General features: G+C 66.1%; 10 protein-coding genes. 9 read left to right on the top strand and 1 reads right to left on the bottom strand.

Annotated elements, in window-relative coordinates:
* The first annotated feature begins 166 nt into the window (after positions 1 to 166).
* The 9 genes from ACSQ1X_RS20185 to ACSQ1X_RS20145 all read left to right on the top strand — a co-directional run bounded on the left by ACSQ1X_RS20185 (position 167) and on the right by ACSQ1X_RS20145 (position 13438).
* Entirely contained in the window at positions 167 to 2491 is a 2325-nt protein-coding gene (locus ACSQ1X_RS20185) for a PxKF domain-containing protein (RefSeq protein ID WP_436059040.1), read from the top strand.
* 193 nt (positions 2492 to 2684) lie between these two features.
* Positions 2685 to 3674, top strand: coding sequence for an LLM class flavin-dependent oxidoreductase (locus ACSQ1X_RS20180; protein WP_436059039.1), 990 nt, complete (start codon positions 2685 to 2687; stop codon positions 3672 to 3674).
* Between the two features lie 138 nt (positions 3675 to 3812).
* The gene (locus ACSQ1X_RS20175) at positions 3813 to 4832 is read left to right on the top strand and encodes a LacI family DNA-binding transcriptional regulator (RefSeq protein ID WP_436059038.1); all 1020 of its coding nucleotides are present in this window, start codon (positions 3813 to 3815) and stop codon (positions 4830 to 4832) included.
* Positions 4833 to 4933: 101 nt separating this feature from the next.
* Entirely contained in the window at positions 4934 to 6235 is a 1302-nt protein-coding gene (locus ACSQ1X_RS20170) for an ABC transporter substrate-binding protein (RefSeq protein ID WP_436059037.1), read from the top strand.
* A gap of 13 nt (positions 6236 to 6248) precedes the next feature.
* Entirely contained in the window at positions 6249 to 7259 is a 1011-nt protein-coding gene (locus ACSQ1X_RS20165) for a carbohydrate ABC transporter permease (RefSeq protein ID WP_055807074.1), read from the top strand.
* A gap of 1 nt (position 7260) precedes the next feature.
* On the top strand, positions 7261 to 8217 hold the full coding sequence (locus tag ACSQ1X_RS20160) for a carbohydrate ABC transporter permease (RefSeq protein ID WP_436059036.1): 957 nt from the start codon (positions 7261 to 7263) through the stop codon (positions 8215 to 8217).
* Between the two features lie 3 nt (positions 8218 to 8220).
* Positions 8221 to 9312 carry a glycoside hydrolase family 130 protein gene (locus ACSQ1X_RS20155; protein WP_436059035.1) on the top strand — a complete coding sequence of 364 codons (1092 nt, stop codon included), beginning with the start codon at positions 8221 to 8223 and terminating at the stop codon, positions 9310 to 9312.
* A gap of 244 nt (positions 9313 to 9556) precedes the next feature.
* Positions 9557 to 10660 (top strand): PP2C family protein-serine/threonine phosphatase, encoded by a 1104-nt coding sequence (locus tag ACSQ1X_RS20150; RefSeq protein WP_436059034.1) that lies wholly within the window; start codon positions 9557 to 9559, stop codon positions 10658 to 10660.
* Positions 10661 to 10810: 150 nt separating this feature from the next.
* Complete coding sequence (locus ACSQ1X_RS20145; protein ID WP_436059033.1) at positions 10811 to 13438, top strand: trehalase-like domain-containing protein; 2628 nt, start codon at positions 10811 to 10813, stop codon at positions 13436 to 13438.
* Here ACSQ1X_RS20145 and ACSQ1X_RS20140 read toward each other — a convergent pair.
* Positions 13435 to 14358 carry an AEC family transporter gene (locus ACSQ1X_RS20140; protein ID WP_436059032.1) on the bottom strand — a complete coding sequence of 308 codons (924 nt, stop codon included), beginning with the start codon at positions 14356 to 14358 and terminating at the stop codon, positions 13435 to 13437. The two genes, ACSQ1X_RS20145 and ACSQ1X_RS20140, sit on opposite strands and share 4 nt — an antisense overlap.
* Between the last annotated feature and the right edge of the window lie 91 nt (positions 14359 to 14449).

Below are 14449 nucleotides of genomic sequence, written 5' to 3'. Positions count from 1 at the left end.
CGGAAGTCACCTAAGTGAAAAGGTGAGTACTGCATACAAAAAACAGGTATGAAAACACCCAAAATCGAGTGGAATGTACTGGTGTTTATCTGAGCTTTTGCCCCTAGCATCGGGACTACATTTTGCGGCCAATCACGGCCGCATTGTTGCGATGGGAGGCGCTGCAGTGAACACATTAGATCGAAGGGGTCCCGGACAGGGAACCAAGCGGGGGCGGGGAGCGGGCCCGGGATTCGCCTGGTCCGCGGGACGTGCCGGCCGGAAGCTCCTGGCCGCGGTGACGGCGGGCGGACTGCTCCTTGCCGGGGCGGGTGTGGCGCAGGCGGACATTATTTACAACAGCCTCGATGCGACCGTTGACGCGGAGGCCGAAACCATGCCGTTGAACGTTGGCGGTCCTGCGGGGCACACGATCCTGGCTCTGCGGACGGCCAACGACGACGGAAAGAACGGCTGTAACCTGCCGGGCAGCACCACGCTGACCCTAAGCCTGGTTTCGAGCAGCTCGGCTATAGCTACCGTCAGCCCTTCATCCGTGACGTTCACAAGCTGCGGGGACACGAAGGTGTTGACCGTGACCCCGGTGGCTGCGGGCACCGCCACCGTCAGCGCCACCCAAACGTTTAACAATAGCGGCGGAACTTTCGATCTAACCCCGGCCAATTTCACCGTGAATGTGGTGGCTCCCGCCCCTGCCAACACGGCGCCAACCCTCACGGTAGGCGGAGTCAGCACTGGCGCCTCGTACTCTAAGGGCGCCGTCCCGGCAGCCTCCTGCAACATCGTGGATGCTGAAGACGGAAACAAGACGTTTGCCGCAACGCTCAGCGGCATCACCGGCACCTACGCGGCAGACGGCCTCGGCGCGCAGACGGCGAGCTGCAGCTACACGGACGGCGGCGGACTAGAAGCCACCGGATCCGCGACCTACAACATCGTGGACCCCAGCCGGCCGCAGATCAGCTACACCCTGAACCCGGGAACCCCCAACGGCCTCAGCCAATGGTTCACTGTGCCGCTGGTCCTCACTTGGACTGTCACCGATGTGGATTCGCCGACCTCCCTGACCACTGAAGGCTGCGGTCAGCAGAACATTTTGGTCGACCAGGTGAAGATCGCCTACACCTGCTCCGCAACCAGCGCCGGCGGAACCGCCTCCATGGAAACCGTGCCGCTGGGCCTCGATGCCACTGACCCCGACGTCAGCTACGAGGGAGCCGAAGGCCTGGCTGGTAACAACGGCTGGTTCAGGAGTCCTGTCACAGCAACCTTCACCGGCACCGATGCAACGTCCGGCCCGGCGTCGCAAACGGCGACCGCAACTACAGCCGACGGCGCGGAAGGAGAAGACATCGAGGTGAGGAGCCCGGTGTTCAGTGACACCGCAGGCAACGAATCGGCCCTGGGTGCGGTCATCCAACGCTTCAACATCGACTGGACGGCCCCGTCGGTTGCCTACACCGAGGCCGACCGCGCGCCAAATGCCAAGGGCTGGTACAACGCACCGGTCACTGCGACGTTCACCGGCACCGATTCCGTCTCGGGTCCGGCAGTAGCCACCGGGACCGCAACGTCCGTCGGCGAGGGAATGGCCGTCGTCGTTGACAGCCCCGCTTTCGAGGACGTTGCCGGCAACACGGCGGCGGCCGGTGAGGCGTCCGTGAACTACAAGATCGACCTCAGCGCGCCGTCCGTTTCGTTCACGGGCCTTAGCGGGCTTGCGGGCTCAAACGGCTGGTACACCGGCCCGGTCACAGCCACCTTCACCGGGACGGATGGGCTGTCGGGTCCGGAATCCGCGGTCAAGGAGGCTGTCTCCAGCGGAGAAGGCACGGGGATGGTCCTCACCAGCCCGGCCTTCACGGATGACGCGGACAACACCACCCCTGCCGGCGCCGCGACCAGCGACTCCTTCAAGGTGGACCTCACGGATCCGGTTGCCACGTTTGACTCCGTCCCCGGGGATGCCTACTTCGGCTCCGTCGGCGCCGAGCCCACCTGCACCGCCACCGACGGAGGCTCCGGACCGGCCGGCTGCAAGGTGACCGGCTACGGCACGTCGGTTGGTCCCCACACGTTGACGGCCACGGCCACCGACAACGCGGGCCGCACCTCCACAAGGACGCACACCTACACGGTCAAGGCCTGGGAAACCAAGGGCTTCTACCAGCCCATCGACATGGGCGGCATCACCAACACCGTGAAGGCCGGCAGCACCGTACCCGCCAAATTCGAACTGTTCGCCGGGTCCAGGGAACTGACGGACACCAGCATCGTGACGATGGGAATCACGCAGGTGACCTGCAACCCGCTGGCGGCCCAGGACGGAGTCGAGATCACGTCCACCGGGAACACCTCCCTGCGGTACGACTCGACGGGCGGCCAGTACATCTACAACTGGAAGACGCCGAACCTCCCCGGCGCTTGCTTCAAGCTGTCGATGGTCGCGGCTGACGGCTCCCGCATCGACGCCAACTTCAAGCTGAAGTAGGCGTCGGAGAGCAAATAGCACGAGCGAGCTAAAACGGGGCGGGGCTGCCGGAAACGGCGGCTCCGCTTCCGCGTGTCCGGCACCACGGTGACCTGCAGAAATAACCCGGGCGCCGCCGTCGTTGTCGCCAGTGTGCCTGTTCCGCCACCGGAGCAGTGACCGCAACGCTCCGCTACGAAAGGCCGGCTCCTCCGTGACTGTTCCGCTTTCCATCCTTGACCTGGCCACCATCGCGAAAGGCCAGACGGCGGCTGAGAGCTTCGCCGGCAGCGTGGCCATGGCGCAGCGAGCGGAAGAGTTGGGCTACCGCCGGGTCTGGTACGCGGAGCACCACAACATGTCTTCCATTGCGTCCTCGGCCACGAGCGTGCTGATCGCCCACATCGCCGCCCACACCAGCAGCATCCGGCTGGGCGCCGGCGGCGTGATGCTGCCCAACCACTCCCCGCTGACCATCGCCGAGCAGTTCGGCACGCTGGAGACCCTGCACCCGGGACGCATCGACCTCGGCCTGGGCCGTGCGCCCGGCAGCGACCAGAACACCATGCGCGCGCTCCGCCGCGATCCGATGTCCGCCGACAGCTTCCCGCAGGACGTCCTGGAACTGCAGGGCTACCTCACCGGGCCCACACGCATCCAGGGCGTGGAGGCGACGCCGGGCAAAGGCACCAACGTGCCGCTGTACATCCTGGGGTCCTCACTTTTCGGGGCACGGCTGGCAGCGCAGCTTGGACTGCCCTACGCCTTCGCATCACACTTCGCGCCCGCCGCCCTGCAGGACGCCGTGGCCATCTACCGCCGGGAATTCAAGCCCTCCGCCCAGCTGGATGCCCCGCATGTGATTGCCGGCGTCAATGTCATCGCGGCAGATTCCGCTTCCGAAGCGCAGGAGATGTTCCGGGCCACCAAGCGCGCCCGTGTGTCCCTGTTCTTCGGCAACGGCAGGGTGTTCACCGACGATGAAGCGGACATGATCCTCGATTCTCCCCAGGGGCAGCACGTGGCCCAGATGATGAAGTACTCGGCGGCCGGCACCCCGGACGTCGTGATGGACTACCTGGACGAGTTCACCGCCCACGCGGACGCGGATGAACTGATCGTGGCCCACCAGAGCAACGGAACCGACGCCCGACTGCGCTCCGTGGAACTCCTCGCGAAGGCAGCTGGGCTCGTCCGCGCCTAAACCGCGCCGCACGGTGGGGCGCCACCCTTCTGAAAGCCCTCCCCTTGACAACTCTCAACTGAACCGGTTTAGTGGTTATCACTGAACCGGTTCAGTGAGTTGTATCACTGGGCCGCCGATCCACAGAAGGCAGGACCCATGGCAGTCACCATCAGCGACGTCGCCCACGCGGCAGGCGTCAGCAAGGGTGCTGTCTCGTATGCCCTCAACGGCCAGCCGGGAGTCAGTGCGGGAACAAGGGAGCGAATCCTCCAGGCGGCCAAGGAGCTCGGCTGGAAGCCCAGCCTGCGGGCCAAGGGACTCTCTTCCGCCAAAGCCTACGCGCTGGGCCTGGTCGTCGCCCGGGACCCGTCCCTGCTCGGAACGGACCCCTTCTTTCCAGCGTTCATCGCCGGCATCGAAACCGCCCTCGCAGAACACGACTACACTCTGGTGCTCAGCGTCGCCACGGGAGCCGGGGCGGAGGAACGGTGCTACCGCAAGCTGGCCGAGAACGGCCGTGTGGACGGCTTCCTCCTCACCGACGTCCGTCACGACGACTCGCGCATCCCGCTGCTGCAGGAACTCAAGCTACCGGCCGTCACCCTGAACCGGCCGGACGCCGATTCGCCGTTTCCTGCCGTTTCGATGGATGACTGCGCCGGGATCACCGCGGCCGTTGAACACCTTGTGGCCCTGGGCCATACCCGCATTGCGCATGTTGGCGGCGGGCAGGAATACATCCACGGCCGGAGCCGCCGCCAGGCCTGGGAAAGCGCACTCGCCGCCGCCGGTCTCCGCGCCGACCTCTTCGCGGCCGCCGATTTCACCGCCGCAGGCGGCATGGCCGCCACAGCCGAGCTGCTCCGGCGGGCCGACAGGCCCACGGCAATCGTCTACGCCAATGACCTGATGGCGACCGCAGGCCAGTCCTACGCACAAACCCAGGGGATCACTGTGCCGGGTGATTTGTCTGTCACTGGCTATGACAACGCAGACTTCACCCAATACCTCAATCCGCCCCTCACCACAGTCTCCACCGATCCCATGCTCTGGGGCCGGGTTGCCGCGCAGGTGCTCCTCAACCAGCTCAGCAACGCCCACGGCGGCGAAGACACCGTCCTCCAGGCTCCGACCCTCCTGGTCAGGGCGTCCACCGGCCCGGCGCCCGCAGGCTAAGCCGCCCCAAACGCCCGGCCCCACTGCGTTCCCGGCTCAACAAGCCCGACAGCACCCAGACACGCCCCCAAACCCTCTGTTTCCCCTAAATAGGAGTCGCAATGAAGCGCTTTTCAACAGCCACGCGCGTATTGTCCGTGGCCGCCCTGACCATCATGGGCGCAGGCCTCGCAGCCTGCGGCGGGGGAGGGGGAGCAAGTTCCGCCGATTCGGCCACGGCCGCCAAGGGCCCTATCAAGATCTGGTACTCCAACAACGAGTTCGAGGTGAAGTGGGGCAAGTCCATGGTGGAGTCCTGGAACGCCGCGCACCCGGACCAGAAGATCGATGCCCAGGAAATCCCGGCCGGCAAGAGCTCCGAGGAAGTCATCGGCGCAGCCATCACGGCAGGCAATGCCCCGTGCCTGGTCTTCAACACCGCCCCCGTCGCAGTGCCGCAGTTCCAGAAGCAGGGCGGGCTAGTCGCACTTGACTCCTTCCCCGACAGCGCCCAGTACATCAAGGACCGCACCGGAGACCTCGCGGACCAGTACAAGTCCACGGACGGCAAGATGTACCAGCTGCCGTGGAAGTCCAACCCCGTGGTCCTGTTCTACAACAAGGACATGTTCGCCAAGGCCGGACTGGACGCCGAAAACCCCAAGCTGGGCTCCCACGAGGAACTCCTGGAAACCGCCCGGACGCTAGTGAAGTCAGGCGCCACGGCCAACGCCGTGTGGCCGTCCCCTGCAAGCGACTTCTTCCAGTCGTGGTTCGACTTCTACCCGTTCTACGCTGCCAACACCGATGGCACTCCGCTCCTGAAGGACAGCAAGGCCACCTTCGACAGCGAGAAGGGCAAGCAGGTCGCCACCATGTTCGAGACGCTCTACAAGGAGAACCTGGCGTCCAAGGAGGTCTTCCAGGGTGACGCGTTCGGCGAGGGCAAGGCCGCCATGGCGATGGCCGGGCCGTGGGCCATTGCCGCTTACAAGGACAAGGTCAACTGGGGTGCCGTGCCGGTGCCCGCTGCCGAGGCAAAGGCTGATACGTCCACCTTCTCGGACGCCAAGAACGTGGCCATGTACTCCGCCTGCGAGAACCAGGGAACAGCCTGGGAGGTCATGAAGTTCGCCACCAGCCAGGAGCAGGACGGCAAGCTGCTGGCCGAGACCGGCCAGATGCCCATGCGCAAGGACCTGGCCACGGCCTACGCCGACTACTTCACCAAGAACCCGCTCTACACCCAGTTCGCCGAACAGGCCGGCCGCACCGTCGAGGTGCCCAACGTGCCCAACTCGGTCGAGGTCTGGCAGACCTTCCGCACCGCCTACGCAAAGTCAGTGATCTTCGGCAACGAAAGCATTGACTCGTCCTTCAAGGGCGCAGCGGACAAGATCAACCAACTGGCAGCCCAGAAGTAACGGGTGATCCCCAATGTCACTCCGCTCTTCTGACGGCGGCCCCGAAGCGGGCAGTCCTGCAGCGGGCAGCCCCGCAACGGGCAGCGTCGCTACGGGTGCGCCGGTTGGGCGAACGGCCGACCAGCGGCTGGCCCCCAGGAAACGCAAGAACCTCCTGGGGCGCCAGCCGCTGGGGCTGCTGTTCAGCGCTCCGTACGTCATCTACGTCCTGGCCGTCCTCGCCTACCCGCTGGGCTACGCCGTCTACATTTCCTTCCACGACTTCTTCTTCACCGCTCCGCGGGTCAAGGTGGATCGGCCGTTCGTCGGCCTGGACAACTACATCACCGTCCTGTCCGATCCCGCCGTCCAGCGTTCCTTCGCCAACATCGGCGTGTTCCTGGTCATCAACGTCCCGCTGACCGTGGGGCTGTCCCTAGTCCTGGCCAACGCCCTCAACCGCGTAACGAAGCTGCGGACGTTTTTCCGGGTCAGCTACTACGTCCCGTACGTCACCGCGAGCGTCGCCGTCGTCGGCGTCTGGCTGTTCCTGTTCCAGCAGAACGGGCTGGTCAATGCGCTGCTGGGGCCGCTGGCCCCGAACCCGTCCTGGCTGACCAACTCCTGGCTGGCCATGCCCACGGTGGCACTGTACGTGACCTGGAAGCAGTTGGGGTTCTTCATCCTGCTGTACCTGGCAGCACTGCAGAACATCCCGGATGAGCTGTACGAATCCGCCTCGGTGGACGGCGGGAACAAGTGGGTCCAGTTCTGGAACATCACGGTTCCCGGCGTGCGTTCGGCCAGCGTGCTGGTCACGCTGCTCGCCACCATCACCGGCGCCAACCTCTTCACCGAGCCCTACCTGCTCACCGGCGGAGGCGGACCCGACGGCGCCTCGACGTCGCCGGTGTTCCTGATGTACCAGAAGGGCATCCTGCAGGGAAACCCCGATGTGGCTGCCGCGCTGGGCGTCGTCCTGGTGATCGGCGTCCTGCTGATCGCCCTGATCCAGAAACGCCTCGTAGGCGGAAAGGAGGACTGACATGTCGGTCATCGACGCGGCCACCGCCGCCAACAACGACAACGAAAAGAACGACGACGCCGGGCAGCCGGGTGCCCTTCCTTCCACCCGCGGAGGTTCCGGCAGCGGAGGTTCCACCGTGGAAAAGCGCAGGAACCTTGGCATCGGCAGCTTCGTGCTGCTGGCCGTAGGCGCCTTCGTGTTCCTTTTCCCCTTCTACTACATGTTCATCGGCTCGCTGCAGACGTCCCCGGACACTTCGGTGGCGGGTGCGTTCCCCAATCCGGCCAACCTCACCGGCGAGAACTACGCCAACATCAACGGTTCCATCGACCTGCTGAAGGGCCTGGCCAACTCCGGCATCTTCACCGGCGGCGTCATCCTGTTCACCGTGGTCTTCGGCCTCCTGGTGGGCTACGCCCTGGCGCAGATGCACTTCCGCGGCAAGGGCTTCGTGTTCGGCATGATGCTGCTGGTGCAGATGATTCCGTTCCAGCTGCTGCTCATTCCGCTGTACGTGATGATCGTCCGCGATTACGGTCTGGCGGACAGCTACATCGGCATGATCCTGCCGTTCGCCATCAACTCCACTGCCGTCTTCGTCTTCCGCCAATACTTCATGCAGCTGCCGTCCACGCTCTTTGAGGCAGCACGGATCGACGGCGCCTCCGAGCTGAGGATCCTGTGGCAGATCGCCATCCCGCTGGTCAGGCCCGCGATTGTCACAGCGATCCTGCTGACCTTCATCGGGCCGTGGAACGAGTTCCTGTGGCCGTTCCTGGTCACCAAGGACTCGGCCATCCAGCCTCTAGCGGTGTCCCTCGCCAACTACATTTCCAACGTTGCCGCCACGGCCTCCAACCCGTTCGGGGCAATCCTCGCCGGCGCCTGCGTCCTCGCGGCACCTGCCATCGCGCTGTTCATCTTCTTCCAGCGCCAGTTCATTTCCACCAATATCGGATCAAGCGTAAAGGGCTAATCAATGACTTCCCCCCACACTTCTGCACTCCCCACCGTCCCCTTCACCCTCACCCGCGCCGGGGTCATCATGTCCCCCGAGGAGGGCAACGACTTCGAGGCGGAAGGCGTCCTCAACCCGGCCAGCGGCCGCGGCCCGGACGGCGAGCTCTACCTGCTTCCGCGCCTCGTGGCCAAGGGCAATGTGTCCCGCGTGGGCCTTGCCAAGGTTGTCATCGAAGACGGCGTACCCACCGGAGTGGAACGCCAGGGTGTGGTGCTCGCCCCGGACGAGGGCTGGGAACGCGGCATGAACAACGCCGGCACCGAGGACCCCCGGACCACCTGGGTCCCCAGCCTGGGCAAGCACCTGATGACCTACGTCGCCTACGGGCCGCTGGGGCCGCGCCTGGCGTTCGCGCACTCGGAGGACCTCCGCAGCTGGGAACGCCTGGGCCCGTGCTTCTTCGAATACAAGGCCGAGCTCTCCATGGACCTGAACCTCTTCCCGAACAAGGACGCCGTGTTCTTCCCGGAGCCGGTGAACGACCCCGACGGCGTTCCCTCCTACGCCATGCTGCACCGCCCCATGTGGGACCTGGGCTGGATCCGCGAAGGCGAAGGCGAGCACCTGCCCGCCGGCGTCACGGACAACCGCCCCGGCATCTGGATCTCCTACGTTGCCGTGGAGGACGTGGAAAAGGACTTCCGCAACCTGGTGCACATGGGCAAACACACCCTCGTTGCCCTCAGCGAGTTCCCGTTCGAGGAACTCAAGATCGGCGGCGGACCGGCGCCGATCCGCGTCGACGAAGGCTGGCTGCTGATCCACCACGGTGTGGCCGGCGCGCTGGAGAAGTCCGCCTTCGACCACCAGCAGAAGGTCAACTACACCGCGGCCGCCATGATCCTGGACGCCAATGACCCCTCCAAGGTCATTGCCCGCAGCGACAAGCCGCTGCTGGCACCAGAAACAGAAGACGAGATCTCCGGCATCGTGCCCAACGTGGTGTTCCCCACCGCCATCGAGGAAGTGGACGGCCAGCTGTTCGTGTTCTACGGCATGGCTGACTCGAAGATCGGCGTGGCCAGGCTGGACCGCGTTCCCGCCACCTAGGACCAGGCCAGCCCGCGCCCCGGCCCGCGGTGCCCGCCTGAACACCCCCACGCCGGTGCCCGGTCCGGGCAGGTGACCGTGGCACCCGGTGGCTTCACCATGGTGACGTTCCGCGCCCGCTGAGTGTCAGGAGCTACAGGGTCCGGCACCTGCGGGGCGCCGGACCCTGCACTCACTGGTGTTACAGAAAGACCCGGCTGGTACCGATGTGACAATAGCAGCCCGCACGGAGTCTAATGGGTGCATGACTGATGAGCCGGACGTACGCCGTGCCCTGGTCATTGAGGACGATGACGATATCCGCGGCCTGCTGGTCCACATTCTGACCAAGCAGGGCTTCCTGGTGTCCGCCGTTTCATCGGGACGCGCCGGCGTCGAGCTGATGAAGCGAGACGGCGCCGAACTGGTGACACTGGACCTGAACCTGCCGGATATCGACGGCGTTGAGGTCTGCCGCCAGCTGCGCCGGTTCTCCGACGCCTATATCCTGATGATCACCGCCCGCGGCGAGGAACTGGACCGCCTCACCGGGCTCGACACCGGCGCGGACGACTACCTCACTAAACCCTTCAGCCCCCGCGAACTCGGCTCCCGGATCACCGCCCTGTTCCGCAGGCCGCGCGCCAGCGCCGTTCATGAAGCCGCCGTGCAGGACGAGCTGCGCCGCGCCGTCGAAGTCCAGCGCAGCCTGCTTCCGGCGGAGGGCCTGTCCCTCGACGGATTCGACATCGCCGGCTCGTTCCGGCCTTCCCGCAATGTTGGCGGCGACTTCTTCGACTGGTACCCGAACGACGGCGGGCTGCAGCTGACCCTGGCCGACGCCATGGGCAAGGGCATGGGCGCGGCGCTGATTGCCGCCACTGTCCGCGCCGTCATGCGTTCGGTGGCCCACCGGACGCCGCTGAGTGCGGCCTTCAGCTCGGCCGGCCGGATCCTGGAAGCCGACCTCGAACAATCCGCCTCCTTCGTCACCCTCTTCCACGCCCGGCTCGATGCCGCCACCGGAATCCTGCAGTACCTGGACGCCGGCCATGGCCTGGCGCTGCACATCAAGGCGGACGGCAGCTGCTCCCGGCTGCTCACCGGCGGACCTCCCGTGGGTGCCTGGCCTGACCAGCAATGGGAAGCGCACCAGGTTTCCCTGGAGCCCGGCGATTCCCTGGCCGTGGTCAGCGACGGCCTGCTGGATGTTTATCCCGACGTCGACGTCCTGACGGCCGTGGTCTCCGGCACCGTCTCCGGCAGCGCCAGCGCCCAGGCCGCCTGCGACGCCGTGCTCGAGCTGGCCTCGGGCCGCGAGGTATCCGACGACGCCACAGTCGTTGTGCTGAAGCGGGCACGGGCGTAGGCTCCGCCACGTCCCTCAATCCGGGCACGCGCACACGTTACATTCCCGCAATGACAGGGATATTCTGATGTAACGACGGCATCGGAAACTGGGGGTATGTCCCTCGCCGGACTTTTCTCATCATTGGGGATTATCCGAAGGACGTCGCCTGTGCCTACTCCGCTCAACCAGTCCGTGGCCGATTCCGCACTCCTGACCCGTTCCCTGCCGCTGGGCCTGCTCCGTGCTTTTGTGCAGTCGGACGCCGCAGACGACGGCCTCACGCCGCACCTGCTCGCAGAACTGAAGATCCTGGCCCGCACTCCCGGGCTGCTGGTGGCCTGCAACTACGGCGGAACGCTCTGCGATGCGGAGGGGATCTCCACCGAAACCCTGCCGCTGGGCAGTGCCGCGATTGCGCTCCGTGCACTGGCTGCCTTGCCCAACACCCACGCGGCCGTCATTTCCGGCCGGTCGCTTCGCGACCTGGCAGCAGTGTCGAGGCTCCCGGCAGAGGTGCACCTGGTGGGCTCCCACGGCGCCGAATTCGACATGGGCTTCGCGCACGGCCTGTCGCTGGCCACCGAATCGGTCCTGCAGCAGGCCAGCCAGGCCCTCCTTGAAACGATCGGCGCCTATAAAGGGATCAGCATCGAGCGCAAGCCCGTGGCGGTCTCCGTGCACACCCGGCCGGCGTCGCCCGCGATCCTCGCCAAGGTGCTGGCGAAAGCGGAGGAGGTGGCCCGCGCCCACGGCCTGTTCTACATCGTGGACGGATCCGTGCTGGACCTCTCCGTGGTGGAACCGTCCAAGGCTGACGCACTGGAACACCTGCGTGCCCGCCTGGGCGTGAGCGCCGCCCTCTATGCCGGCGACGCCTCCAGCGACGAACTGGCCATGGCCACCCTCCGCGGCCCCGACATGGGAATTAAGGTAGGGGAGGGCCCTTCCGCGGCCGCCCACCGCCTCCGGGACCCCGAATCCTTCGCCCGGGTTCTGGCCATCCTGTTCGAACTGCGGCGTGCCTGGCTCTTTGGCGAGGATGCCGTTGGCCTGGAACGCCACTCCATGATCGGCAACGGCTCGTCCACGGCGCTGATCACCCCTGAAGCCAAAGTCTGCTGGATGAGCCACCCGCTGCCGGACTCCGGGTCCCTGTTCGCCCATATCCTGGGCGGCGACGCTGCGGGCCACTTCTCGGTGGAACCGGTCAAGGCATCCCAGGTCCTGGGCCAGCGCTATGTGGACAGCACCATGATCGTGGAGACCCGCTGGGCTGACGTCACCGTGACCGACTACCTCGAGCCGGCCCCGGACGGGATCACGAGCCTGGTCCGCGTGCTGTCCGGCAGCGGCGCGGCCAAGATCGTCTTCGCGCCCCGGCCCGACTACGCCAACGCCCCGTTCAGCATGGAGGCGCGGGGCGAGGAACTGCACGTTGTGGGCACCTCTGATCCCATCATCCTGCTGGCACCCGGCGTCAGTTTTTCCATCACTTCGGACGGCCGCCATGCCACCGCCACCGCGGACGTCAACCTGCGGAACGGCCCCGTGGTGCTCAACCTGCGCTGCGGCGACACCGAGCCCACCCACGCCGGGGTGGGCGGCGAAACAGAGCGCCGCGCCGCCGTCGCCCATCACTCCCGCCGGTGGGTCCAGGATCTGGAACTGCCGGGGGTCAAGCCGTCGCTGGTGCGCCGTTCGGCGCTGGTGCTCCGGGCGCTGGTGCATGAACCCACCGGCGCAGTCCTGGCCGCCCCCACCACCTCGCTGCCGGAAGGAATCGGCGGCACCCGGAACTGGGACTACCGCTACTGCTGGCTGCGGGACGGCTCCATGACCGTCAACGCGCTGGTGGACCTCGGCTCCACCAGCGAAGCGTACGGGTTCCTGCGCTGGCTGGGCCGGATCCTGGAGAACGCGCCCGGGCCGGAATGGCTGCACCCGCTGTACTCCGTCACAGGAGCGCCGCTGTCCACCGAGGCCATCATCGAAAGCCTGCCCGGCTATGCGGGATCACGTCCCGTGAGGATCGGCAACGCCGCTGACCACCAGGTGCAGCTCGACGTATTCGGGCCCATCGCGGAACTTATTAGCGCGGTGAGTGACCGCGAGGGTTCCTTGGAGGATTCGCACTGGGAGCTTATGGTCCAGATGGCCTCGGCCGTGATGGCCCGCTGGCATGAGGCCGACCACGGGATCTGGGAAGCGCGCCGCGCACCCCGGCACCACGTGTACACCAAGGTGATGTGCTGGGTGACGCTGGACCGGGCGCTGCGCACAGCAGCCCGGCACGGCAGGGTGCCGGAGCCCGAGTGGGCGCCCACCGCCGCCACCATCCGCGAGGAAGTCCTCCGCGAAGGCTGGGACGACGGCGCGGCGTCCTACACCGTGGCCTACGACAGCCCCGACCTGGACGCAGCGGTGCTGCACATCGGCCTGTCCGGCCTGCTGGATGTAAGAGACCAGCGGTTCCTGGACACCGTCACCGCCGTGGAACGGGAGCTTCGGGTGGGACCCACGGTTTTCCGGTACAGGTACGACGACGGCCTGCCGGGTTTGGAGGGCGGCTTCCACATCTGCACCACGTGGCTGATCGAGGCTTACGTGGCGGTGGGCCGGATCGAGGAGGCCTGGGACCTGTTCGACCAGCTGGTGAACCTGTTCGGCCCCACCGGCCTGCTGCCTGAGGAGTACGATCCCGGCACGGAAACCCACCTGGGCAACCACCCGCAGGCGTACTCCCACCTCGGCTTCATCCGCTGTGCCAGGCTCCTGGACCAGCACCAGAAGAACTAGGTCAGGAGCAGGGCCACGCCGATCATGGCCGGGACGGCGACCACCGTGGTGATGAGCACGGTGTCCTTGGCCACGGTGATGCCCGTCCGGTAGCGGCTGGCCGCGACGAAAACGTTCTGGGCGGTGGGCAGCGCCGACGTCACTACAACGGCGAACAGGGCCTGCCCTTCCATGCCGAGCATGCGGGCGAAGGCGTAGGCGATGGCCGGGTGGACCACGAGCTTGAACGCGCTGGCGAGGAGCGTGTCGGCGCGGCGGCCGGCTGCTGCCTGCAGGGGCCGGGATCCGTTCAGGCTCATGCCGAAGGCGATCAGCATTGCCGGGATGGCTGCCCCGCCGATCAGGTGGACGGGCTGCATCACCAGCTCCGGTACCTGCCAGCCCGTTCCCGCCACCACCAGGCCCAGCGCGGAACCCACGATCATCGGGTTCTTGAGGATCATGAGTGCAAAGCCGGCGGGGGTGGTCCGGTGGGAACTCGTGGTGGCATCCAGGGCCATCAGGAAGAGCGGCGTGAAGAAGGCCAGCTGGAAGATCAGCAGCGGCGCCACGTAGCTTGCGTCACCGAGGACGTATACGGCGATGGGAATGCCAAGGTTGGCCGAGTTCGCCAGGGACGCGCTCATGGACGACATCAGCGATTCCGGGACCGTCCGTTTCAGCAGGAACCGGACGATCACGAAGAAGATTGCTGCCGTGACCATCGCGCCGACGGCCGTGACCAGCAGGGGAGCTGCGAAGACGTCGTGGAGCTTGGCCTTGCTGAGGGTCTCGAACAGGAGCGCCGGGCTGGCCACAAAAAACGTTAGCGCGCTCAGCACGGAACGGGCGTTTTCTCCAAGCACCTTCCGGCGGCCCACGAACATGCCCACGAGGATGATGGACCACACCACGAAGAAGCCGGCGAGAACCCCTAGCACCCGAAGGTCCCTGACGGTGTCCGTGCCGGGACGGACGGGCGGGGGTTGGCGTTCACCTTCCCAGCCTAATCAGATTTATTCAGCCAGAAGC

Source organism: Arthrobacter sp. LjRoot78 (assembly GCF_964254335.1).
GTDB lineage: Bacteria > Actinomycetota > Actinomycetes > Actinomycetales > Micrococcaceae > Arthrobacter.
Note: the sequence above shows the minus strand (reverse complement) of the source record. Positions and strands in the feature narration are given on the sequence as shown.

Excerpts from the sequence above, each read along its gene's own strand:
- ACSQ1X_RS20170 (WP_436059037.1), top strand. The coding sequence starts at position 4,934 with ATGAAGCGCTTTTCAACAGCCACGCGCGTATTGTCCGTGGCCGCCCTG.
- ACSQ1X_RS20160 (WP_436059036.1), top strand. The coding sequence starts at position 7,261 with ATGTCGGTCATCGACGCGGCCACCGCCGCCAACAACGACAACGAAAAG.
- ACSQ1X_RS20150 (WP_436059034.1), top strand. The coding sequence starts at position 9,557 with ATGACTGATGAGCCGGACGTACGCCGTGCCCTGGTCATTGAGGACGAT.
- ACSQ1X_RS20155 (WP_436059035.1), top strand. The coding sequence starts at position 8,221 with ATGACTTCCCCCCACACTTCTGCACTCCCCACCGTCCCCTTCACCCTC.
- ACSQ1X_RS20165 (WP_055807074.1), top strand. The coding sequence starts at position 6,249 with ATGTCACTCCGCTCTTCTGACGGCGGCCCCGAAGCGGGCAGTCCTGCA.
- ACSQ1X_RS20175 (WP_436059038.1), top strand. The coding sequence starts at position 3,813 with ATGGCAGTCACCATCAGCGACGTCGCCCACGCGGCAGGCGTCAGCAAG.